Here is a 23,806-nt window from a genome sequence, read left to right on the forward strand (position 1 = left end):
ACCCAAGCACTGGCCGGGGCGCGACGTTGAAGGTGTTAAAGCGTTGATATCGGTCGTCTCCGGGCACGCCAGTTGACCTGAGTCGCAAGGTCGCGGAGTCGCTGCCGTGATGCCGCGGTTCGAGTTGCTTTTCTGGCCTTACGGGGTGCGACGTCCTGTTTTGTCGGCCGCAGCCTGTACAATGCAGGCTTTTACACAACATGAGGTGTGCGCTTTGACTGCTCCGGGTGCTTCGAATTCCACTACAGGCGCGCTTTATGTGGTGGCCACGCCGATTGGCAACCTGGATGACATGAGCGCCCGTGCCTTGAAGGTGCTGCGCGATGTTTCGCTGATCGCGGCGGAGGATACCCGGCACTCGTTACGGCTGATGCAGCATTTCGGTATCCCCACCCCGTTGGCGGCCTGCCATGAGCACAACGAGCGCGAGGAGGGCAGCCGCTTCATCACCCGCTTGCTGGCGGGCGATAACGTTGCGCTGATTTCCGATGCCGGCACGCCGCTCATTTCCGATCCTGGCTACCATCTGGTGCGGCAGGCCCGGGCAGCAGGTATTCAAGTGATCCCGGTCCCGGGCGCCTGCGCCTTGATCGCGGCGCTGTCTGCGGCGGGGTTGCCATCAGACCGTTTCATTTTCGAAGGCTTTTTGCCGGCCAAATCCGTGGGTCGCAAGGCGCGGCTCGAACTCGTCAAGGAAGAACCCCGCACGCTGATCTTCTATGAAGCGCCCCACCGCATTCTTGAGTGCCTTCAGGACATGGAAGAAATCTTCGGCCCGGAACGTCCTGCGGTGCTCGGCCGCGAATTGACCAAAACATTCGAAACCCTCAAGGGACTGCCGCTGTCCGAGTTACGTGCCTTCGTTGAAGGGGACAGCAATCAGCAGCGCGGTGAGTGCGTGGTGCTCGTGGCGGGCTGGAGTGAGCCGGAGGGCGAGGATGCGATTGGCGCCGAAGCACGGCGGGTGCTGGATCTGCTGCTGGAAGAAATGCCCCTCAAGCGTGCCGCCGCACTGGCCGCAGAGATCACAGGCGTACGCAAGAATCTGCTTTATCAGGTCGCGCTGGATAAACAGAAGGGCGTGTGACGGGATGTCGCGGGCGGCTCTGCAAATGGCGCGAGAGCCGATTAAAGCTTGTTCTTGAGCCGTCCTCCCATTAACCTTGGCGGCGGAGAGTCGATTGGACAGTCGCTGCCTTTCATTGTTCTGCAGTGAAGGGGGAGGAAAGTCCGGGCTCCATAGGGCGGAGTGCCAGGTAACGCCTGGGGGGCGCGAGCCTACGGAAAGTGCCACAGAAAATAACCGCCTAAGCACTTCGGTGCCGGTAAGGGTGAAAAGGTGCGGTAAGAGCGCACCGCACGTCTGGCAACAGTTCGTGGCTAGGTAAACCCCACTCGGAGCAAGACCAAATAGGGTTCCAAGGCGTGGCCCGCGCTGGAACCGGGTAGGTTGCTAAAGATGTCCAGTGATGGCCATCGTAGAGGAATGACTGTCCTCGACAGAACCCGGCTTACAGATCGACTCTCCACCTCCTTTTCTTCCCCTCGTTTGTACGATTTATCCCCTCCGGTAATACCAAAAAAATCTTAAACCTCACAAATCACTTTAACTTCGTACGCCATCCTTTTGTTCGTCCTAGGAAATATCCGTAGGACCGATCCGAAATCCGCCACATCTCCTTCGTAAGTGCTCCTAAATATCCGTCCTGTAAGGGTTTTCCTCGTGAAGTCGCCTTGACGGTGTGGTGGGCGCATTCCTATAGTGTGCGCGAGTGGCGGAAAGTGGCGTGAAGTGGGTTTTTTGAGCTCAAAAAGATAATATTTGGAGATCGCGCCGTGTTTCGTGGTGCAAACGCAATCAATCTCGACGCAAAGGGCCGTCTCGCTATGCCGAGCCGGTACCGTGACGAGTTGGATTCGCGTAGCGCAGGGCAGCTGATCGTCACCATTGATACCGTCGACCCGTGCTTGTGCATCTATCCGCTTCCGGAATGGGAGCTGATTGAGGCCAAGTTGCGCGAGCTCGCCACATTCCGTGAAGAAAACCGTCGTCTGCAGCGGCTGTTGATCGGTAACGCAGTGGATCTGGAGCTGGACGGCAGTGGGCGTTTCCTGGTGCCGCCACGTTTGCGTGAGTACGCCAAGCTCGATAAGCGAGTGATGCTGGTAGGCCAGCTCAACAAGTTTCAACTGTGGGATGAGGACGCCTGGAACGCGCTTGCTGATGCGGACCTTGCGGCCATTCAAAAACCGGGTGCGATGCCCGATGAACTGCGTGATTTGATCCTGTGACTACGAATAGCGGCTTCACCCACATCACCGTACTGCTCGAAGAAGCCGTCGAGGCTCTCGCGGTGCGCGCCGATGGCTGCTATCTGGATGGCACCTTTGGGCGTGGCGGACATAGCCGGCTTATATTGCAGAACCTGGGGCCGGAGGGTCGGCTTCTCGGATTCGATAAAGATCCCCAAGCGATTGCCACCGGGCAAACGCTGGCGGCCGAAGACGGCCGCTTTGTCATTGTGCAGCGCAGCTTTGCTGAACTGGGCGGCGAAGCTCAAGCGCGCGGGTTGGCAGGCAAGGTCAGCGGCATTCTTCTGGACCTCGGTGTGTCGTCGCCACAACTGGACGACCCTGAGCGCGGCTTCAGCTTCATGAACGATGGCCCCCTCGACATGCGCATGGACCCCTCCCGCGGCGTCAGCGCAGCCGAGTTCGTCAATACCGCGCCCGCAGAAGAAATCGCCCGCGTTTTCAAAGAATACGGCGAAGAGCGTTTTTCCCGCCGCATGGCAGGCGCCGTCGTGGCCCGCCGCGAGACTCAACCGTTCGAGCGCACCGGCGATCTGGCCGAAGTGCTGAAAGTGGCCAACCCGGCGTGGGAGAAGGGCAAGAATCCGGCGACTCGTGCATTTCAGGGCCTGCGCATTCACGTCAACAACGAACTGGGCGATCTGGAGGCAGGCCTTGAGGCTGCGCTGGAAGCCCTTGAAGTGGGCGGCCGTCTGGTGGTCATCAGCTTCCACTCGCTGGAAGACCGCATCGTTAAATTGTTCATGCGCAAGCTGGTCAAGGGCGAAGCCGACAACCTGCCGCGCAACCTGCCGATCCGTCATCAGGCGTTCGAGCCGCGTATCAAATTGATCGGCAAGGCGCAGTTTGCGTCCGATGATGAAACCCGCGCCAATCCGCGTTCGCGCAGCGCCGTCATGCGCGTCGCGGAGAAACTCCGATGAGCCGCGGTTTCTTCAAGCCCCTGCCGGGCGGCAGCTTCTTTATGCTGATGCTGTTTATCGCCGTGCTGGTGTCGGCGATCGGTGTGGCGTACAGCGCGCACTGGAACCGTCAGTTGCTCAACTCCCTTTACGGTGAACTCAGCGTGCGCGACAAGGCGCAGGCCGAGTGGGGCCGCCTGATTCTTGAACAAAGCACCTGGACCGCCCACAGCCGTATCGAAGCCCTGGCCACCGATCAGCTGAAAATGCGCATTCCGAACGCCGCCGATATCCGGATGGTGTCGCCATGATGAAACTTGAAGGGGCGCTCTACCCGTGGCGGTTCCGTGTCGTGGTCGGTCTGCTGTCGGTCATGGTCATCGCGATCTGCTATCGCATTGTCGACCTGCAAGTCATTGACCATCGCTTCCTGATCGAGCAGGGCGATGCGCGCAGCCTGCGTACCGTTTCGATTCCTGCCCACCGTGGTCTGATCACCGACCGCAATGGTGAGCCGCTTGCCGTCAGTACGCCGGTCACTACCATTTGGGCGAACCCGTCCGAAATGCAGGCCGACAAGACCAAGTGGGGCCAACTCGCGCAGGCGCTGGGGCAGGACCCCAAGGCACTGACGGATCGCCTCAACGAGCAGGCAAGCAAAGAATTCATCTACCTGGTCCGTGGCCTGACCCCGGAGCAGGGTCAGTCGGTGCTCGACCTGAAAGTCCCGGGCGTTTACGGCAAGGAAGAATTTCGCCGTTTCTACCCGGCGGGCGATGTCACTGCGCACATGGTCGGCTTTACCGACCTTGATGATCACGGCCGTGAAGGCGTAGAGCTGGCGTATGAAGACTGGCTCGCCGGCGTCCCCGGCAAGCGGCAGGTCATCAAGGACCGGCGCGGCAGGATGATCAAAGACCTGCAAGTGAAGAAAAACGCCAAGGCCGGCAAGACCTTGGCTTTGTCTATTGATCTGCGCCTGCAATACCTGGCAACCCGCGAGCTGCGTAACGCGATTCAGGAAAACGACGCCAAGGCCGGCAGCCTGGTGATCATGGACGTGAAGACCGGCGAAGTGCTGGCGATGGTCAACCAGCCGACTTACAACCCGAATAACCGTCGCACCATGGTGCCGGCCGCGATGCGCAACCGCGCGATCATCGATGTGTTCGAGCCGGGTTCGACCATGAAGCCGATCTCCATGACCGCTGCATTGGAAAGCGGCCGCTGGAAGCCGAGCGACAAGGTCGAGGTATACCCGGGTACGTTGCAGATCGGTAAATACACCATCCGTGACGTCACCAAAACCGAAGGCCCGATCCTCGACCTGACCGGCATCCTGATCAACTCCAGTAACGTCGGCATGAGTAAAGTCGCGTTCGATGTGGGTGGCGAAGCGATTTTCCGCGCCATGCAGCGTGTGGGCCTGGGTCAATACACCGGCCTCGGCTTCCCGGGTGAGCGCGTCGGCAACCTGCCGAACTACCGCGAGTGGCGCAAGGCTGAAACCGCAACGCTGTCGTACGGCTACGGCCTGTCGGTCACAGCGCTGCAGTTGGTACACGCTTATGCGGCATTGGCCAACAACGGCAAGATCGTGCCGCTGACCATTCTCAAGACCGATAATCCAGCCGAATCGGTTCAGGCCATTCCGGAAGCGACGGCCAAGACCGTGCAGGGCATGTTGCAGCAAGTGATCGAAGACCCGCGCGGCGTTTACCGTGCGCGCGTTCCGTCGTATCACGTGGCGGGCAAGTCCGGTACCGCGCGGAAAACGTCCGTGGGCACCAAGGGCTACGCCGAAAATTCCTACCGTTCGCTGTTCGCCGGTTTCGGCCCGATGAGCAACCCGCGTTACGCGGTCGTTGTGGTCATCGATGAACCGAGCAAAGGCGGCTACTTCGGTGGCCTGGTTTCCGCTCCAGTGTTCAGCAAGGTGATGTCGGGCACGCTGCGCTTGATGAACGTGCGCCCGGACAACCTCGCACCGGTTCCGCCTGAGCAACAAGCCAATGCCGTGCCCGCCGTCGTTCCAGTCAAGGGAGGACGTGGCTGATGTCTTTGAATTTGAGCAAGCTGTTTGCGCAATGCAATCGTGATCTGCTGATTCGCGAACTGACCCTCGACAGCCGCAAAGTGCGTCCGGGCGATCTGTTTCTGGCGATTCCGGGCCTTAAGTTCGACGGCCGCGAGCACATCACTGACGCCATCGCCCATGGCGCCGCAGCCATCGCTTATGAAGCCGAAGGCGCCAAGGTGCTGCCGATCACCGATATTCCGATGATCCCGGTCAAAGGCCTGGCAGCACAGCTTTCCGACATCGCCGGGCGCTTCTATGGCGACCCGAGCCGCAACCTGAACCTGATCGGCGTGACCGGCACAAACGGCAAAACCAGCGTGACTCAGTTGGTGGCGCAGGCGTTGGACACGCTTGGGCAGCACTGCGGCATCATCGGTACGCTGGGCACCGGCTTCTACAGCGAGCTGAAAAGCGGCATTCACACCACGCCGGATCCGATCTCTGTGCAGTCGACCCTGTACGACCTGAAAAGGGCCGGGGCCAAAGCGGTTGCCATGGAAGTCTCGTCCCACGGGCTGGATCAGGGGCGGGTGACCGCGCTGGCTTTCGACGTGGCGGTGATGACCAATCTGTCCCGTGACCATCTCGATTACCACGGCACCATGGAGGCGTACGCGGCCGCCAAGGCCAAGCTGTTCGCCTGGAATGACCTGCGCTGCCGTGTGGTCAATCTCGACGACGCGTTCGGTCGCCAGCTCGCTGCGGCGCCGCACTCTTCACGGCTGATTACCTACAGCCTGGAAAACAGCAGCGCTTACCTGTTCTGCCGCGATGCGCATTTCGATGACGACGGCGTTCGCGCGACCCTGGTGACGCCACAGGGCAGCCATGCGTTGCGCAGCAGCCTGCTGGGCCGTTTCAACCTGAGCAATGTGCTGGCTGCGGTCGGCGCGTTGATGGGCCTTGATTATCCGCTCGACGACATCTTGAAAGTGCTGCCGAGGCTGGAAGGCCCTGCTGGCCGGATGCAGCGTCTGGGCGGAGGTTCACGTCCGCTGGTGGTGGTCGATTACGCCCACACCCCTGACGCGCTTGAAAAAGTGCTCGCGGCGTTGCGTCCCCATGCAAAAGGTCAACTGACCTGCCTGTTCGGCTGCGGCGGCGATCGCGATCGCGGCAAGCGCCCGCTGATGGCGGAAGTGGTCGAGCGTCTGGCCGACAAAGTGCTGGTCACCGACGACAACCCGCGCAGCGAAGACCCGTCCCGTATTTTCGATGACATCCGCACCGGATTCGTCTCGGCTAACGCAGTGGATTTCGTTGCCGGGCGTGGTCAGGCCATCGCGCAAATCGTTGCACAGGCGTCCGCCGCCGATGTGATCGTGCTGGCCGGCAAGGGCCACGAGGATTACCAGGAAATCAACGGAGAACGTCAGCCGTTTTCCGATCTTGAAGAAGCCACCAAAGCGCTCGACGCCTGGGAGGCCGCACATGCTTAAGCCGCTCTCGTTCAGCGAACTGCTCGTGCCGCTCGACGCGCGTCGTGTGGGCCATGACTGCAGTTTTTCCGGTGTCAGTATCGACAGCCGTGCGATCACGCCCGGCCAATTGTTCGTGGCGCTGACCGGCCCGCGTTTTGATGGGCACGACTACCTCGATCAAGTAGCCGCCAAAGGGGCCGTCGGCGCGTTGGTCGAGCGCGAGGTCCCGGGCAGTTCGCTGCCGCAGTTGATTGTCACCGACACCCGCAAAGCCCTCGCGCAACTCGGCGCGCTGAACCGCAATGCCTTTATAGACAAGCCGGTCGCTGCGATCACCGGTTCCAGCGGCAAGACCACCGTGAAGGAAATGCTTGCGAGCATCCTGCGCACCCGTGGTCCTGTGCTGGCAACGCGGGGGAACCTGAACAACGAATTGGGCGTCCCGCTGACGCTGCTGGAATTGGCGCCGGAATTCGAAGCCGCGGTCATTGAGCTGGGCGCATCGCGTGTGGGCGAGATCGCGTTTACCGTCAGCCTGACCAAGCCCCACGTCTCTGTCCTGACCAATGCCGGGACCGCTCATGTGGGCGAGTTTGGCGGTCCGGAAAAGATCGTTGAAGCCAAGGGCGAGATCATCGAAGGCCTGGACGCTCGCGGTACTGCGGTACTGAACCTTGACGACAAGGCGTTCGATATCTGGGTGGCTCGCGCCGGCTCGCGCAAGGTGTTGAGCTTCGCGCTCAACAACAGCCGTGCTGACTTCTACGCCAGCGACCTGGGCATCGATGCGCGCGGTTGCCCGTCGTTTACGCTAAACACCCCGAACGGCTCCGCGCCGGTGCAGTTGAATCTGTTGGGCACCCACAACGTTGCCAATGCATTGGCCGCGGCCGCTGCTGCCCACGCGCTGGATGTATCGCTGGCAGGCATCGTCACCGGGCTCGACAACGTACAGCCGGTCAAAGGCCGCACTGTCGCGCAACTCGCGCCGAGCGGCATGCGCGTCATTGATGACACTTACAACGCCAACCCCACTTCCGTGGCTGCCGCGACCGACATCCTCACCGGTTTCCCGGGCCGCAAGGTTCTGGTGCTGGGCGATATCGGCGAGCTGGGTGCCTGGGCGGAGCAGGGCCATCGCGACGTCGGCGAATACGCAGTCGGCAAAGTCGACGCCCTGTATGCCGTCGGTCCGTTGATGGCCCATGCGGTCAAGGCTTTCGGGCAGGATGCCCGCCATTTTGAAACTCAGGCCGAGCTGATCGAAGCCCTCGGCGCCGAGCACGATAAAAACACCACCATTTTGATTAAAGGTTCACGCAGCGCTGCGATGGAAAACGTCGTAGCGGCCTTATGCGAAACACGCCTGGAGAAACATTAATGCTGCTGCTGCTGGCCGAGTATCTGCAACAGTTCTACAAAGGCTTTGCGGTCTTTCAGTACCTGACCCTGCGCGGGATCCTTGGCGTGCTCACCGCATTGTCACTTTCCCTGTGCCTGGGCCCGTGGATGATCCGCGCCCTGCAGAGCAAGCAGATCGGTCAATCCGTGCGCAACGACGGACCTCAATCGCACCTGTCCAAGTCCGGCACGCCGACCATGGGTGGCGCGCTGATTCTGTCTGCAATCGGCATCGCCACGTTGTTGTGGGCCGACCTGAGCAACCGCTACGTGTGGGTCGTGCTGATCGTCACCTTGCTGTTTGGCGCCATCGGCTGGGTCGACGACTACCGCAAAGTGATCGAGAAGAACTCTCGAGGCCTGCCGAGCCGCTGGAAATACTTCTGGCAATCGGTGTTCGGCCTGGGCGCGGCGATCTTCCTTTATATGACTGCGCAATCGCCAGTGGAAACCACGCTGCTGGTTCCGATGCTCAAAGACTTCAGCATCCCGATGGGCATTGGCTTCGTCGTGCTGACCTACTTCGTCATCGTCGGCTCCAGCAACGCCGTGAACCTGACCGATGGCCTCGACGGCCTGGCGATCATGCCAACGGTGATGGTCGGTGGCGCGCTGGGGATCTTCTGCTACCTGTCGGGTAACGTGAAGTTCGCGGAATACCTGCTGATCCCTTACGTGCCGGGCGCGGGTGAACTGATTGTGTTCTGCGGCGCGCTGATCGGTGCGGGTCTGGGCTTCCTCTGGTTCAACACCTACCCGGCTCAAGTCTTCATGGGCGACGTCGGTGCTCTGGCACTGGGCGCGGCATTAGGCACCATCGCGGTCATCGTCCGTCAGGAAATCGTCCTGTTCATCATGGGCGGCGTTTTCGTAATGGAAACCCTGTCAGTCGTCATTCAGGTCGCATCGTTTAAGTTGACCGGCCGCCGCGTTTTCCGCATGGCGCCCATCCATCACCACTTTGAACTCAAGGGCTGGCCCGAGCCGCGTGTGATCGTCCGTTTCTGGATCATCACCGTGATTCTGGTGTTGGTCGGCCTTGCCACGTTGAAACTGAGGTAGAACGAGTGTCACTGATCGCTTCTGACCACTTCCGCATCGTTGTCGGCCTCGGCAAGAGCGGCATGTCCCTGGTTCGCTTCCTGGCGAACCGGGGCGTGTCGTTTGCCGTCGCCGATACGCGGGAGCACCCGCCAGAACTCGCGACGTTGCGCCGTGATTACCCGCAGGTCGAAGTGCGCTGTGGTGCGCTGGACGTTGAATTCCTGTGCCGCGCCGATGAGCTGTATGTCAGCCCCGGTCTGGCACTGGCGACCCCGGCCCTGCAGCAAGCGGCGATGCGCGGCGTGAAGTTGTCCGGCGACATCGAGCTGTTCGCTCGCAATGCCAAGGCGCCGATCGTGGCCATCAGCGGATCGAACGCGAAAAGCACGGTCACCACGCTGGTAGGCGAGATGGCTGCGGCAGCGGGCAAGCGCGTTGCTGTGGGCGGCAATCTCGGCACGCCGGCGCTGGATCTGCTCAGCGATGACGTGGAGCTGTATGTGATGGAGCTGTCGAGCTTCCAGCTGGAAACCACCGATCAGCTCGGCGCTGAAGTGGCGACCGTGCTGAACATCAGCGAAGACCACATGGACCGCTACACCGGCCTGCCGGCTTATCACCTGGCCAAGCACCGGATTTTCCGTGGCGCGCGGCAGGTGGTGGTCAATCGTCAGGACGCGCTGACCCGCCCTTTGATCGGTGAAGGCGTGCCGTGCTGGACCTTCGGTTTGAACAAGCCCGACAGAAACGGCTTCGGCTTGCGCGAAGAGAACGGCGAGAAATATCTGGCCTTCCAGTTCGACAACCTGCTGCCGGTCCGCGAGCTGAAAATCCGTGGCGGCCACAATCAGGCCAACGCCCTTGCTGCGCTGGCGCTGGGTCATGCGGTGGGTCTGCCGTTCGACGCCATGCTTGCCAGCCTCAAGACATTTGCAGGTCTCGTTCATCGCTGCCAGTGGCTGCGTGAGCTCAACGGCGTGAATTACTACGACGACTCCAAAGCGACCAACGTCGGTGCGGCGCTGGCAGCGATCGAAGGCCTTGGCGCCGACATCGACGGCAAGCTGGTGCTGATTGCCGGCGGCGATGGCAAGGGCGCGGATTTCACCCCGCTGAAAGCCCCGGTTGCCGCCCATTGCCGCGCCGTGGTCCTGCTGGGCCGGGATGCGGATTTGCTCGCCGCGACCTTCGGCGATTCGGTGCCTCTGGTACGCGTCACTACATTGGAAGAAGCCGTGCAACGTGCTGCTGATATCGCTCAGGAAGGGGACGCCGTATTGCTGTCGCCCGCCTGCGCAAGCCTGGACATGTTCAAGAATTTCGAAGAGCGCGGACAACTGTTCGCCCGGGCCGTGGGGGACTTGTCATGATTTTTGGCGTGATCAAGCCGTATCCGTCGCCGATCATCAGCGGCCGTGGCGTAGACGTCGATTTCCCGATGCTCGCCGGCTGCCTCGCGTTGCTGGGCCTGGGCCTGGTGATGATCACTTCCGCGTCCTCGGAAGTGGCCGCCGTGCAGTCGGGCAACGCGCTGTACATGATGACCCGTCACCTGATCTATCTGGTGCTGGGCCTGATCGCCTGCGTCGCGACCATGATGGTGCCGGTTGCTACCTGGCAGCGCCTGGGATGGCTGATGCTGATTGGCGCGTTCGGTCTGCTGATCGCGGTGATCGTGCCCGGCATCGGGCGTGAGGTGAACGGTTCGATGCGCTGGATCGGCTTCGGCATGTTCAACGTGCAGCCGTCGGAAATCGCCAAAGTCTTCGTGGTGATCTTCCTTGCCGGTTACCTGATTCGTCGCCAGCAGGAGGTGCGCGAGAGCTGGATGGGCTTCTTCAAGCCGTTCATCGTGCTGCTGCCGATGGCGGGCCTGCTGCTGATGGAGCCGGACTTCGGCGCCACGGTCGTGATGATGGGCGCAGCGGCGGCAATGCTGTTTCTCGGCGGCGTGGGCCTGTTCCGTTTCAGCCTGATGGTCGCGTTGGCGGTCGGTGCCGTGTTCGTGCTGGTTCAGGCTCAGCCTTACCGGATGGCGCGTCTGATTACCTTCACTGACCCGTGGTCCGATCAGTTCGGTTCCGGCTACCAGCTGACCCAGGCGCTGATCGCCTTCGGGCGCGGTGAATGGTTCGGCGTCGGCCTGGGCAACAGCGTGCAGAAGCAGTTCTATCTGCCGGAAGCCCACACTGACTTCGTGTTCTCGGTACTCGCCGAAGAGCTGGGCGTGGTGGGTTCGCTGGCCACGGTCGGGCTGTTTGTCTTCGTGAGTATCCGTGCGATGTACATCGGCATGTGGGCCGAGCGTGCCAAGCAGTTTTTCGCCGCGTACACCGCGTATGGCCTGGCCTTCCTGTGGATTGGTCAGTTCCTGATCAACATCGGCGTGAACGTCGGTTTGCTGCCGACCAAGGGCCTGACCCTGCCGTTCCTTAGCTACGGCGGCAGTTCGTTGATTATCTGCTGCGCCAGCCTGGGGCTGTTGCTGCGCATCGAATGGGAATCGCGCAACAACATGGGCAGTGAAGAAGCCGAGTTCCAGGAAAGCGACTTTGCCGAGGAGCCGACCCATGGCCGCCGGTAACGTTTTGATCATGGCGGGCGGCACCGGTGGCCACGTGTTCCCGGCGCTGGCGTGCGCCCGCGAGTTCCAGGCCCGTGGGTACACCGTGCATTGGCTCGGGACGCCGCGCGGTATCGAAAACGAGCTGGTGCCCGCGGCTGGTTTGAAGCTGCACTTGATCAACGTCACCGGTTTGCGTGGCAAGGGTCGACTGTCGTTGCTCAAGGCGCCGTTCATGTTGATCAAGGCGTTGTTGCAGGCGCGCAGGATCGTGGGCGAGTTGAAGCCGGTCTGCGTCGTCGGTTTCGGCGGTTATGTGACAGGCCCGGGTGGTCTGGCGGCGAAGCTCGCCGGTGTGCCGCTGATCATCCATGAGCAGAACGCTGTCGCGGGGACGGCCAATCGCAGCCTGGCGTCCTTCGCCGCGCGGGTCTGCGAAGCGTTCCCGCAGACGTTCGCCGCATCGGCCAAGCGTCGCACCACCGGTAACCCTGTTCGTGCCGAGCTGTTTTTCGAGACGCCGCGCCAGACCCTGATCGGTCGCCGGCCTCGTTTGCTGGTGTTGGGCGGAAGCCTGGGCGCCGAGCCGCTGAACAAATTGCTGCCGGAAGCCCTGGCGCAAGTGCCTGCCGACATCCGCCCTGAGGTTTTTCACCAGGCCGGCAAGCATCACGATGAAGTGACCGCCGAGCGTTACCGCGCTGCTGGTGTCGAGGCGCAGGTCGCCCCGTTCATCAAAGACATGGCCCAAGCCTATGGCTGGGCGGACCTGGTGGTCTGCCGCGCAGGTGCGCTGACCGTCAGTGAACTGGCTGCTGCCGGGCTGCCGTCGTTGCTGGTGCCTTTGCCCCACGCGATCGACGATCACCAGTCGCGCAACGCCGAATATCTGGCTCGCGAGGGCGCTGCCTTCGTCATGCCGCAAGCGACAACTGGCGCCGCCGAAATGGCCGCTCGCCTGAAAGAGGTTTTGATGCAACCCGAACAATTGAACCGCATGGCCGTCACCGCTCGCCAATTGGCCAAGCCTGATGCCACCAACACCGTCGTCGACATCTGCCTGGAGGTGGCCCATGGTTGAGAATCAACGCGCCATGCCACAGCCGGAAATGCGCCGCATCCGTCGTATCCACTTCGTGGGCATTGGCGGCGTGGGCATGTGCGGTATCGCCGAAGTGTTGCTGAACCTGGGCTATGACGTGTCCGGTTCCGACCTCAAGGCTTCACCGGTGACCGAGCGTCTCGAATCGTTTGGCGCGCAGATCTTCATCGGCCATCGTGCAGAAAACGCCTCGGCGGCGGACGTGCTGGTGGTCTCCAGCGCTGTGAACACCTCCAACCCGGAAGTGGCGACCGCCCTTGAGCGTCGCATTCCTGTAGTGCCGCGCGCTGAAATGCTGGCCGAGCTGATGCGCTATCGCCATGGCATTGCGGTCGCCGGGACCCACGGCAAAACCACGACCACCAGCCTGATCGCCTCGGTGTTCGCGGCCGGTGGCCTTGATCCGACCTTCGTGATCGGCGGGCGTCTGAACGCTGCCGGCACCAACGCGCAGCTCGGCACCAGCCGTTACCTGATCGCCGAAGCCGACGAAAGCGACGCGAGCTTCCTGCACCTGCAGCCGCTGGTGGCCGTGGTCACCAACATCGACGCCGACCACATGGCGACCTACGAAGGCGACTTCAACAAGCTGAAGAAGACCTTCGTCGAATTCCTGCACAACCTGCCGTTCTACGGTCTGGCCGTGGTTTGCATCGACGATCCGGTGGTGCGCGACATCCTGCCTTCGGTCAAGCGTCCAATCATGACCTACGGCTTCGATGACGCCGCAGACGTGCGCGCGATCAACGTGCGTCAGGACGGCATGCACACACACTTCACCGTACTGCGTCGTGACCGCGAGCCGCTGGACGTGTCGGTCAACATGCCCGGCAAGCACAACGTGCTGAATTCGCTGGCGACCATCGCCATCGCCACTGACGAGGGCGTCTCTGACGAAGCCATTGTTCAGGGCCTGTCTGGCTTCCAGGGCGTTGGCCGTCGCTTCCAGGTCTACGGCGAGCTGCCGGTGGAAGGCGGCAACGTGATGCTGGTCGATGACTACGGTCATCACCCGCGCGAAGTGGCTGCCGTCATCAATGCCGTGCGCGGTGGCTGGCCGGACCGTCGTCTGGTCATGGTCTACCAGCCGCACCGCTACAGCCGCACCCGCGATCTGTACGACGATTTCGTGCAGGTGCTCAACGAGGCCAACGTGCTGCTGCTGATGGAAGTCTATCCCGCCGGTGAAGAACCGATTCCGGGTGCGGACAGCCGTCAGCTGGCCCATAGCATTCGTCAGCGCGGTCAGCTTGATCCGATCTACATCGAGCGTGGCGTCGAGCTGGCCCCGCTGGTCAAACCGCTGCTGCGCGCCGGCGACATTCTTCTGTGCCAGGGCGCCGGCGACATTGGCGGGCTCGCACCGCAATTGCTGAAAAGCCCGCTGTTCACCGGCGCCATCGTGGCCTCAACCGAAGGTAAGCTGAAATGACAGCCGCCCTGCAGTCCGCCCTGTTCTCGACGCTGGAGCCGAAACGCTTCGGGCGTGTCGCCGTGCTGTTTGGCGGCAAGAGCGCAGAGCGGGAGGTTTCCCTGAAATCCGGCAGCGCAGTGCTTGAAGCCCTGCAAAGCGCAGGCGTCGATGCGTTCGGTATCGACGTGGGCGAGGATTTCCTGCAGCGGCTGGTCAGCGAAAAGATCGATCGCGCGTTCATCGTGCTGCACGGTCGCGGTGGCGAAGACGGCACCATGCAGGGTCTGCTGGAATGCTTGGAAATCCCCTACACCGGCAGCGGCGTGCTCGCGTCGGCGCTGGCGATGGACAAGCTGCGCACCAAGCAGGTCTGGCAGAGTCTCGGCTTGCCGACACCCCGTCACGCTGTGCTGAGCAGCGAGGCGGATTGTATTTCTGCGGCAACGGAACTGGGCTTTCCTTTAATCGTCAAACCCGCCCATGAAGGTTCCAGTATCGGTATGGCCAAGGTGACCGGCTTCGACGAATTGATCGCCGCCTGGAATACCGCCAGTACCTACGATTCGCAAGTGTTGGTTGAGCAATGGATTGAAGGTCCGGAGTTCACCATCGCCTCTCTGCGTGGGCAGGTGTTGCCTCCCATCGGTCTGGGTACTCCCCACAGTTTTTACGACTACGACGCCAAATACCTCGCTTCCGATACCCAGTACCGGATTCCGTGCGGCCTCGATGCAGCCAAAGAAGATGAACTCAAGGCACTCACGGCTCGGGCCTGTGAAGCGGTCGGCATTGCCGGCTGGGCACGCACCGACGTCATGCAGGACGCCGACGGCAAATTCTGGTTGCTGGAAGTGAACACCGTTCCCGGCATGACCGATCACAGTCTTGTGCCCATGGCTGCACGTGCGGCCGGGCTCGATTTCCAACAGTTGGTGTTAGCGATTCTGGCCGACAGCGTCCAGGTGGAAGGGTAGATCATGCACGGCGCAACGGTTCGTCATCAGCAATCCGCTACCGGCCGCAACAAGCCGGTGCCGCGGGGTGCCAGCCGCATGGTCGCCAAGGAGCCCATGTCGTCGCGCCTGTCGCGACCGAACTTCGGTTTCCTGCGCAGTCTGATGTGGCCGGTATTGTTGGTCGTGTTGGGGTTCGGGACGTACGAAGCCGCCCAGCGTCTGTTGCCGTACGCCGACCGTCCGATCTCGCGTATCAACGTTCAGGGCGACCTGAGCTACATCAGCCAGCAGGCCGTGCAGCAGCGAATCGCGCCGTACGTGGCGACGAGCTTTTTCAACGTCGACCTGGCCGGCATGCGCACAGAGCTTGAGCAAATGCCGTGGATTGCCCACGCCGAGGTTCGCCGCGTCTGGCCGGATCAGGTGGTGATCCGGCTGGAAGAACAACTACCGGTTGCGCGCTGGGGCGATCAATCCCTGCTGAACAACCAGGGTCAGGCATTCACTCCGCGTGAACTGGCCAACTACGAACACCTTCCGCAGTTGTTCGGGCCTCAACGGGCTCAACAGCAGGTGATGCAGCAGTACCAGGTCCTGAGCCAGATGTTGCGCCCGTTGGGGTTCTCCATCGCTCGCCTGGAACTGCGCGAGCGAGGCAGCTGGTTTCTGACCACCGGCGCAGGCAATGCAGGCCCTGGCCTGGAACTGCTGCTGGGACGAGGCAACCTGCTTGAAAAGATGCGCCGCTTTATCGCCATCTACGACAAGACACTGAAAGACCAGATCACGAACATTGCGCGAGTCGACCTTCGTTACAACAACGGCCTGGCCGTTGGTTGGCGCGAGCAGGCAGCAGCGCCAACGACGGACAAACCCGCCGTCGCGAAGAATTGATAAGAGGCAGGACCCATGGCAAACGTGCAAAGCGGCAAAATGATCGTCGGATTGGATATCGGCACCTCCAAGGTGGTGGCGCTGGTAGGCGAAGTCGCGGCTGATGGCACGCTGGAAATCGTCGGTATCGGCACTCACCCGTCCCGCGGCCTGAAGAAGGGCGTGGTGGTGAATATCGAATCCACCGTGCAATCGATCCAGCGCGCTGTAGAAGAAGCGCAGTTGATGGCCGGTTGCCGGATCCACTCGGCGTTCGTCGGCGTTGCAGGCAACCACATCCGCAGCCTGAACTCCCACGGCATCGTGGCGATTCGCGACCGCGAAGTGAGCTCGGCCGACCTTGAACGCGTGCTCGACGCTGCCCAGGCCGTGGCGATCCCGGCTGACCAGCGCGTGCTGCACACGTTGCCGCAGGACTACGTCATCGATAACCAGGAAGGCGTTCGCGAGCCACTGGGCATGTCGGGCGTGCGTCTGGAAGCCAAGGTTCACGTGGTGACCTGCGCGGTGAACGCGGCGCAGAACATCGAAAAGTGCGTGCGCCGCTGCGGCCTGGAGGTCGACGACATCATCCTTGAGCAACTGGCCTCGGCTTACTCGGTGCTGACCGACGACGAGAAAGAACTGGGCGTGTGCCTGGTGGACATCGGCGGCGGCACCACCGACATCGCGATCTTCACCGAAGGCGCGATCCGTCACACCGCTGTGATCCCCATTGCTGGCGACCAGGTCACCAACGACATCGCCATGGCGCTGCGTACACCGACCCAGTACGCCGAAGAGATCAAGATCCGTTACGCCTGCGCCCTGGCCAAACTGGCCGGCGCCGGTGAAACCATCAAAGTGCCAAGCGTCGGCGACCGTCCGCCCCGTGAACTGTCCCGTCAGGCCCTCGCCGAAGTGGTCGAGCCGCGCTATGACGAGCTGTTCACCCTGATTCAGGCAGAACTGCGTCGCAGCGGCTACGAAGACCTGATCCCGGCCGGCATCGTGCTGACCGGTGGCACCTCGAAAATGGAAGGCGCGGTCGAACTGGCCGAAGAGATCTTCCACATGCCGGTCCGCCTCGGCGTGCCGCACAGCGTCAAAGGGCTCGCGGACGTTGTTCGCAACCCGATCTACTCAACCGGCGTCGGCCTGTTGCTGTACGGACTGCAAAAGCAGTCTGACGGCATCTCGCTGTCCGGCCTGTCCGGCTCCGGTAGCAGTTATAGCGATGAACCGAAGGCCCCAGTGTTAGAGCGTCTGAAGCGCTGGGTTCAGGGGAATTTCTAAGATTCAAAAAGCGGTAGGCAGGCAACAGGCGACATAAAACTAGAGAACTGAAGGAGAGGGAACATGTTCGAGCTCGTAGACAACATCCCACAAAGCCCGGTAATTAAAGTTATCGGCGTTGGTGGTGGCGGCGGCAACGCAGTCAATCACATGGTCAAGAGCAACATCGAAGGCGTCGAGTTCATCTGCGCCAACACCGATGCTCAGGCACTGAAAAACATTGGCGCACGTACCATTCTGCAATTGGGTACCGGCGTGACCAAAGGCCTGGGCGCAGGTGCGAATCCTGAAGTCGGCCGTCAGGCTGCACTGGAAGACCGCGAGCGTATCGCTGAAGTGCTGCAAGGCACCAACATGGTCTTCATCACCACTGGCATGGGCGGCGGTACCGGTACCGGTGCTGCGCCGATCATTGCCGAAGTGGCCAAGGAAATGGGCATTCTGACCGTTGCGGTCGTGACTCGTCCGTTCCCGTTCGAAGGCCGCAAGCGCATGCAGATCGCCGATGAAGGCATCCGCGCGCTGTCCGAAAGCGTCGACTCGTTGATCACCATTCCCAACGAGAAACTGCTGACCATCCTCGGTAAAGACGCCAGCCTGCTGTCGGCTTTCGCCAAGGCTGACGATGTACTGGCCGGTGCCGTTCGCGGTATCTCCGACATCATCAAGCGTCCGGGCATGATCAACGTCGACTTCGCTGACGTACGCACCGTGATGTCCGAAATGGGCATGGCGATGATGGGCACCGGCTGCGCCAGCGGTCCGAACCGTGCGCGTGAAGCCACCGAAGCTGCTATCCGCAATCCGTTGCTGGAAGACGTGAACCTGCAAGGTGCTCGCGGCATTCTGGTCAACATCACTGCCGGTCCTGACCTGTCTCTGGGTGAGTACTCCGACGTGGGTAGCATCATCGAAGCGTTCGCCTCCGAGCACGCGATGGTCAAGGTCGGTACCGTTATCGATCCGGACATGCGCGACGAGCTGCACGTGACTGTGGTTGCCACCGGCCTGGGTGCAAAAATCGAGAAGCCTGTGAAGGTCATCGACAACACCATGCAGACCGCTCAAGCCGCCCCTGCGCAGCAACACGCCGCACGCCAGGAGCTGCCTTCGGTCAACTACCGTGATCTGGACCGTCCAACCGTGATGCGCAATCAGGCACACGCGGGCGCAACAGCCGCCGCGAAGATGAACCCGCAAGATGATCTGGATTACCTGGACATTCCAGCGTTCCTGCGTCGTCAGGCTGATTAATGGGTTCTATCAGGGGTATAAGGGTGATTGGTGTTCAGCAAAGGCGGGGTCTGCTATCATCGCCAGCCTTTGTTGATACTAATTCGCGATACGCGCTGAAGCGGCCAATGCCATGATTAAACAACGCACCCTGAAAAATATTATCCGTGCCACAGGTATCGGCCTGCACTCTGGGGAGAAGGTTTACCTGACCCTCAAACCAGCGCCTGTGAACGCTGGCATTGTGTTTTTCCGTACCGACCTTGAGCCGGTGGTCCAGATCAACGCTCACGCGTTGAATGTGGGTGACACCACGCTCTCCACGACGCTGTTCAATGGCGACGTGAAGGTCGATACGGTCGAACACTTGCTGTCGGCCATGGCCGGCCTTGGCATCGATAACGCCTACGTTGAGCTTTCTGCCTCCGAAGTTCCAATCATGGATGGCAGCGCAGGTCCCTTCGTATTCCTGATTCAATCGGCTGGCCTGGAAGAACAGGACGCACCGAAGAAATTCATCCGCATACTTAAAGAAGTGTGCGTAGAAGAAGACGGCAAGTCCGCCAAGTTCTTACCGTTTGAAGGTTTCAAAGTGGGGTTCGAGATCGATTTCGATCACCCTTATCTGAAGAACCGCACTCAAACCGCTTGCGTGGATTTTTCCAGCACTTCGTTTGTTAAAGAAGTAAGCCGTGCGCGGACATTCGGTTTCATGAAAGACATCGAATACCTGCGCAAGCACAACCTGGCCCTTGGCGGCAGCGTTGAAAACGCGATCGTCGTGGACAAGGACGGCGTGCTGAACGAAGACGGTCTTCGTTATGAAGACGAGTTCGTGAAGCACAAGATTCTGGATGCCATCGGTGACCTGTATCTGTTGGGCAACAGTCTGATCGGCGAGTACCAGGGCTTCAAGTCGGGACACGGTCTGAACAATCGTTTGCTGCGTGCGTTGATCGCGCAGGAAGACGCTTGGGAAGTTGTGACCTTCGAAGATGCCAGCACCGCACCGATCTCTTACATGCGCCCCGTTGCGGCGGTGTAAACAGTCTCTTCTTCCTAGTTTTGATGTTTTCAGGCCACCTTCGGGTGGCCTTTTTTATGAGGTCTCTTTTTGGCCTGCGTACGCGGGAGCGCTCTGCCTAACGGCCTCGATTTCGCCTTCGGCGAGTTACTTGGAAAAGCACCCCAAGTAACCAAGGGTGCCTGCTCCTGGTTTGGCCCTTCGTTCCTCAGGGTTCCTTCACTCCGGTCCCGCTCCGTGGGCCCGCGCCGAACGGACATCCATGTCCTGACGGCGCTCTCGCCGCATCCATGCGGCTCGACCCACTGCGCGAGACCTGCGTTCAGCCTGCACCCAAGTCGCGATTGGCGGTGACTGAGCTTTTTGTGTACGAAGATCAAAAGCAGATCAAAAGCAGATCAAAAGCTTCCCGGCTGAAGCCGGTCCTACGGTCAAGGTCGCCGCCACTTTTCCTGAATAGACGCGCTGCTTTTAGTGGGACCGGCTTTAGCCGGGAAGAGGCCAGTGAAAACGCCGGCATTCTGCAGGTTTACGAATCCCCAGCCTCTTTAGGCACAGCATGCGCGGCCAGCCGCTCGAGCGCAGCACGCAGTTTCGGGTCGGTGATGCCTTCTGCCGTTGCTGAGATGGTTTCGGCTGCTGCAACCGACAGATCGCGCGTATGCCCGGCCGCGATTCGATGAGTCCTTTCGGGCTGTACCTTCAGTTGCAAGCGGGTGAGGTTGGCGAATTCCTTGAACGCGACCAGTTGCCGTTGCAGACGCTTCTGTTGATAGCGCAGTCGGGTGGCCCAGTGGCCGTCGGTGACGATGAGCAGCAGGGTGCCTTCGCGCCATGACGCCACGTGACAGTGCTCGCGCGCTGCGGGTTGCAGCTGGCTTTCCAGCAGACGCTGCAAGTGCGCGAGGCGTTGGGCGTGGTTGAAGATGGCTTTGAGCGGCCGGGCTTCGCGCAGAAGAACAGCCGGTGCGCGCGCCGGTAGGGGACGAAATGCCATGATAGGGTTGCCTTGTGTTGCCAGGGCGGGATCTTAGCAGAATCGGCTGAAGCACCCTCAGGTCAGGCGTTTCGGGTGCAAATGCGCTGCGCGATCATGAAAAAACATTAATAAAACTTCTGGCCTTCATGGGTTGAAGTCACGGGAAATGACCCTATTGTACTTCTGCCCCGTAACATTGCTGTGCCAGCATCGTGGAATAACGCCACTTTCCTCACCACCATTTCCGGGTAGAATGCTCGTTCGCATGCGGCCATCAGGGCTGCTCGGGCGACTCACGGGGCCGCCCTCCATCCCTATGTGTGGAAGATCCTTTCGATATGTTTGCACCTTTGTTAAAAAACTTTTCGGAAGCAAAAACGAGCGCGAAGTAAAGCGCATGCTCAAGACGGTCCAGGTCGTCAACAGCTTCGAAGAGCAAATGCTCGCCCTCTCGGACGAACAGCTGCGCGCCAAGACCGATGAGTTAAAGGCCCGCATAGCCAAAGGTGAGATCCTCGACCAGCTCTTGCCCGAAGCCTTCGCGGTCTGCCGCGAGGCGGGTAAACGCATCATGGGCATGCGTCACTTCGACGTACAGCTGATCGGCGGCATGACACTGCACGAAGGCATGATCGCCGAGATGCGTACCGGTGAGGGTAAAACCCTCGTCGCGACCCTCGCGGTTTACCTCAACGCACTGTCCGGCAAGGGCGTGCACGTGGTCACGGTGAACGACTACCTGGCACGTCGTGACGCCAACTGGATGCGCCCGCTGTATGAATTCCTCGGTCTGACCGTAGGCGTGGTCACGCCTTTCCAGCCGCCGGAAGAAAAGCGCGCCGCCTACGCCTCCGACATCACCTACGGCACCAACAACGAATTCGGTTTTGACTATCTGCGCGACAACATGGCATTCAGCCTGGAAGACAAATTCCAGCGTGAACTGAATTTCGCCGTGATCGACGAAGTGGACTCGATCCTCATCGACGAAGCCCGTACGCCGCTGATCATCTCCGGCCAGGCCGAAGACAGCTCCAAGCTCTACACCGAGATCAACAAGCTGATCCCCAAGCTTGAGCAGCACATCGAGGAAGTGGAAGGCCAGGTCACCCAACAGGGTCACTACTCCATCGACGAGAAGTCCCGTCAGGTGGAGCTGAACGAGTCCGGTCACCAGTTCATCGAAGAGATGCTCACCGAAGTCGGCTTGCTGGCTGAAGGCGAGAGCCTGTATTCCGCGCACAATCTGGGTCTCCTGACCCACGTTTATGCCGGTCTGCGTGCCCATAAGCTGTTCCATCGCAACGTCGAATACATCGTTCAGGACGGCCAGATCCTGCTGGTTGACGAACATACCGGCCGTACCATGCCGGGTCGTCGTCTGTCCGAAGGCCTGCACCAGGCCATCGAAGCGAAGGAAGGCCTGAACATCCAGGCCGAGAGCCAGACCCTGGCCTCGACCACCTTCCAGAACTACTTCCGTCTCTACAACAAGCTGTCCGGCATGACCGGTACGGCGGACACCGAAGCGTTCGAATTCCACCAGATCTATGCTCTGGCCGTGATGGTCATTCCGCCGAACAAGCCGTTGGCGCGGAAAGACTTCAACGACCTCGTGTACCTGACCGCCGAAGAGAAGTACGCGGCGATCATCACCGACATCAAGGCCTGTCTGGCCGAGCAACGTCCGGTGCTGGTGGGTACGGCGACGATCGAAACCTCGGAGCACATGTCCCGCCTGCTGGTGCAGGAAGGCATCGAACACAAGGTTCTGAACGCCAAGTTCCACGAAAAAGAAGCTGAAATCATTGCCCAGGCCGGTCGTCCGGGCGCGCTGACCATCGCCACCAACATGGCCGGTCGCGGTACCGACATTTTGCTGGGCGGTAACTGGGAAGTTGAAGTTGCCAGCCTGGAAGACCCGACCCCAGAGCAGATCGCGCAGATCAAGGCCGACTGGCAGAAGCGCCATCAGCAGGTGATCGAAGCGGGCGGTCTGCATGTTATTGCGTCCGAGCGCCACGAATCCCGCCGTATCGACAACCAGCTGCGTGGTCGTGCCGGTCGTCAGGGTGACACGGGTTCGAGCCGTTTCTATCTGTCGCTTGAAGACAGCTTGATGCGCATCTTCGCCTCTGACCGGGTGAAGAACTTCATGAAGGCGCTGGGCATGCAGTCCGGTGAAGCGATCGAGCACCGCATGGTGACCAACGCGATCGAAAAAGCGCAGCGCAAAGTCGAAGGCCGCAACTTCGACATCCGCAAGCAGCTGCTCGAGTTCGACGATGTTTCCAACGAACAGCGGAAAGTGATCTACCACATGCGTAACAGCCTGCTGGCTGCGACCAACATTGGTGACACCATTGCCGAGTTCCGCGAAGAAGTTCTCGACGCCACCATCTCCGCGCACATCCCGCCGCAGTCGTTGCCTGAGCAGTGGAACGTGGCCGGTCTGGAAGCCGCGCTGAACAGCGATTTCGGCGTGAAGCTGCCGATCCAGCAGTGGCTCGACGAAGACGATCACCTGAACGAAGACACCCTGCGTCCGAAGTTGATGGAAGCCATTCTGGCGGCCTACAACGAGAAAGAAGACCAGGCCAGTGCCGAGGCCCTGCGCACGTTCGAGAAGCAGATTCTCCTGCGCGTACTGGACGACCTGTGGAAAGACCACCTGTCGACCATGGATCACCTGCGTCACGGCATTCACCTGCGCGGTTACGCTCAGAAGAACCCGAAGCAGGAATACAAGCGCGAGTCGTTTGCCTTGTTCCAGGAGCTGCTCGATTCGATAAAGCGCGACGCCATCCGCGTGCTGTCACACGTTCAGGTTCGCCGCGAAGATCCGGCCGAGGAAGAGGCGCGTCTGCGTCGGGAAGCCGAGGAACTGGCCCAGCGCATGCAGTTCCAGCACGCCGAAGCACCAGGCCTGGAGCAGCCGGACCTGCTCGCTGAAGACGGAGAAGACGTCGCGGTAGCCGCTGCTGCCGCACTGTCGCCGGTTCGTAACGACCAGAAGCTGGGTCGCAACGAATTGTGCTGGTGTGGTTCGGGCAAGAAATTCAAGCACTGTCACGGTCAGATCAGCTGAATCGCCGACCGCGACAGGCTGTAGCTGAACTGTAAAATCACGCCGCGACCGGCTCTGCCGTCGCGGCGTTTTTCAATCAATCGAGCCGTGTCGGCAAGGCCGCGCGGTGTGACTGTC

19 protein-coding genes and 1 other RNA gene are annotated in these 23,806 nt (G+C 60.8%); 19 read left to right on the top strand and 1 reads right to left on the bottom strand.

The window, feature by feature from the left end:
• Window positions 1-181 precede the first annotated feature (181 nt).
• The 18 genes from rsmI (at window position 182) to lpxC (ending at window position 19,643) form a co-directional block, all read left to right on the top strand.
• Window positions 182-1,087 carry a 16S rRNA (cytidine(1402)-2'-O)-methyltransferase gene (gene rsmI, locus JN403_RS09540; protein WP_205486816.1) on the top strand — a complete coding sequence of 302 codons (906 nt, stop codon included), beginning with the start codon at window positions 182-184 and terminating at the stop codon, window positions 1,085-1,087.
• An 86-nt stretch (window positions 1,088-1,173) separates the two neighbouring features.
• Window positions 1,174-1,530, top strand: an RNA gene (rnpB, locus tag JN403_RS09545) — RNase P RNA component class A.
• A 306-nt stretch (window positions 1,531-1,836) separates the two neighbouring features.
• Entirely contained in the window at window positions 1,837-2,292 is a 456-nt protein-coding gene (mraZ, locus tag JN403_RS09550; RefSeq protein WP_037017349.1) for a division/cell wall cluster transcriptional repressor MraZ, read from the top strand.
• Window positions 2,289-3,236, top strand: coding sequence for a 16S rRNA (cytosine(1402)-N(4))-methyltransferase RsmH (rsmH, locus tag JN403_RS09555; protein WP_122622484.1), 948 nt, complete (start codon window positions 2,289-2,291; stop codon window positions 3,234-3,236). The genes mraZ and rsmH overlap by 4 nt, the downstream gene beginning before the upstream one ends.
• Window positions 3,233-3,526, top strand: a complete 294-nt coding sequence (gene ftsL, locus JN403_RS09560) for a cell division protein FtsL (RefSeq protein WP_037014701.1) — start codon at window positions 3,233-3,235, stop codon at window positions 3,524-3,526. Before rsmH ends, ftsL begins: the two co-directional genes overlap by 4 nt.
• Entirely contained in the window at window positions 3,523-5,271 is a 1,749-nt protein-coding gene (locus JN403_RS09565) for a penicillin-binding protein 2 (RefSeq protein ID WP_205486817.1), read from the top strand. The genes ftsL and JN403_RS09565 overlap by 4 nt, the downstream gene beginning before the upstream one ends.
• Window positions 5,271-6,734, top strand: a complete 1,464-nt coding sequence (locus tag JN403_RS09570) for a UDP-N-acetylmuramoyl-L-alanyl-D-glutamate--2,6-diaminopimelate ligase (RefSeq protein WP_205486818.1) — start codon at window positions 5,271-5,273, stop codon at window positions 6,732-6,734. Before JN403_RS09565 ends, JN403_RS09570 begins: the two co-directional genes overlap by 1 nt.
• Window positions 6,727-8,097 carry a UDP-N-acetylmuramoyl-tripeptide--D-alanyl-D-alanine ligase gene (murF, locus tag JN403_RS09575; RefSeq protein ID WP_205486819.1) on the top strand — a complete coding sequence of 457 codons (1,371 nt, stop codon included), beginning with the start codon at window positions 6,727-6,729 and terminating at the stop codon, window positions 8,095-8,097. Before JN403_RS09570 ends, murF begins: the two co-directional genes overlap by 8 nt.
• Window positions 8,097-9,179 carry a phospho-N-acetylmuramoyl-pentapeptide-transferase gene (gene mraY, locus JN403_RS09580; protein ID WP_122622481.1) on the top strand — a complete coding sequence of 361 codons (1,083 nt, stop codon included), beginning with the start codon at window positions 8,097-8,099 and terminating at the stop codon, window positions 9,177-9,179. The genes murF and mraY overlap by 1 nt, the downstream gene beginning before the upstream one ends.
• Window positions 9,180-9,184: 5 nt before the next feature.
• Window positions 9,185-10,531 carry a UDP-N-acetylmuramoyl-L-alanine--D-glutamate ligase gene (gene murD, locus JN403_RS09585; protein WP_122622480.1) on the top strand — a complete coding sequence of 449 codons (1,347 nt, stop codon included), beginning with the start codon at window positions 9,185-9,187 and terminating at the stop codon, window positions 10,529-10,531.
• Window positions 10,531-11,745, top strand: coding sequence for a putative lipid II flippase FtsW (gene ftsW, locus JN403_RS09590; RefSeq protein WP_172612963.1), 1,215 nt, complete (start codon window positions 10,531-10,533; stop codon window positions 11,743-11,745). The genes murD and ftsW overlap by 1 nt, the downstream gene beginning before the upstream one ends.
• On the top strand, window positions 11,732-12,805 hold the full coding sequence (gene murG, locus JN403_RS09595) for an undecaprenyldiphospho-muramoylpentapeptide beta-N-acetylglucosaminyltransferase (RefSeq protein ID WP_205486820.1): 1,074 nt from the start codon (window positions 11,732-11,734) through the stop codon (window positions 12,803-12,805). Before ftsW ends, murG begins: the two co-directional genes overlap by 14 nt.
• Complete coding sequence (murC, locus tag JN403_RS09600; RefSeq protein ID WP_205486821.1) at window positions 12,798-14,258, top strand: UDP-N-acetylmuramate--L-alanine ligase; 1,461 nt, start codon at window positions 12,798-12,800, stop codon at window positions 14,256-14,258. The genes murG and murC overlap by 8 nt, the downstream gene beginning before the upstream one ends.
• Window positions 14,255-15,214: a D-alanine--D-alanine ligase gene (locus JN403_RS09605; protein ID WP_205486822.1), complete on the top strand. Its 960-nt coding sequence runs from the start codon at window positions 14,255-14,257 to the stop codon at window positions 15,212-15,214. The genes murC and JN403_RS09605 overlap by 4 nt, the downstream gene beginning before the upstream one ends.
• A gap of 3 nt (window positions 15,215-15,217) precedes the next feature.
• On the top strand, window positions 15,218-16,090 hold the full coding sequence (locus JN403_RS09610) for a cell division protein FtsQ/DivIB (protein ID WP_122535941.1): 873 nt from the start codon (window positions 15,218-15,220) through the stop codon (window positions 16,088-16,090).
• A 15-nt stretch (window positions 16,091-16,105) separates the two neighbouring features.
• Window positions 16,106-17,365: a cell division protein FtsA gene (gene ftsA, locus JN403_RS09615; RefSeq protein WP_037014678.1), complete on the top strand. Its 1,260-nt coding sequence runs from the start codon at window positions 16,106-16,108 to the stop codon at window positions 17,363-17,365.
• Window positions 17,366-17,428: 63 nt separating this feature from the next.
• Window positions 17,429-18,619, top strand: coding sequence for a cell division protein FtsZ (gene ftsZ / locus JN403_RS09620; protein WP_074884474.1), 1,191 nt, complete (start codon window positions 17,429-17,431; stop codon window positions 18,617-18,619).
• Window positions 18,620-18,731: 112 nt separating this feature from the next.
• Complete coding sequence (gene lpxC, locus JN403_RS09625; RefSeq protein ID WP_065992158.1) at window positions 18,732-19,643, top strand: UDP-3-O-acyl-N-acetylglucosamine deacetylase; 912 nt, start codon at window positions 18,732-18,734, stop codon at window positions 19,641-19,643.
• Window positions 19,644-20,151: 508 nt separating this feature from the next.
• On the opposite strand, the gene JN403_RS09630 is transcribed toward lpxC, so the two are convergent.
• Window positions 20,152-20,619, bottom strand: coding sequence for a DciA family protein (locus JN403_RS09630; protein ID WP_205486823.1), 468 nt, complete (start codon window positions 20,617-20,619; stop codon window positions 20,152-20,154).
• A gap of 298 nt (window positions 20,620-20,917) precedes the next feature.
• On the opposite strand from JN403_RS09630, the gene secA reads away from it, so the two are divergent.
• Window positions 20,918-23,689, top strand: coding sequence for a preprotein translocase subunit SecA (secA, locus tag JN403_RS09635; protein ID WP_205486824.1), 2,772 nt, complete (start codon window positions 20,918-20,920; stop codon window positions 23,687-23,689).
• The last annotated feature ends 117 nt before the right edge of the window (window positions 23,690-23,806 follow it).

Origin of the sequence: Pseudomonas sp. 15A4, from assembly GCF_016925575.1 — a bacterium.
Lineage (GTDB): Bacteria > Pseudomonadota > Gammaproteobacteria > Pseudomonadales > Pseudomonadaceae > Aquipseudomonas.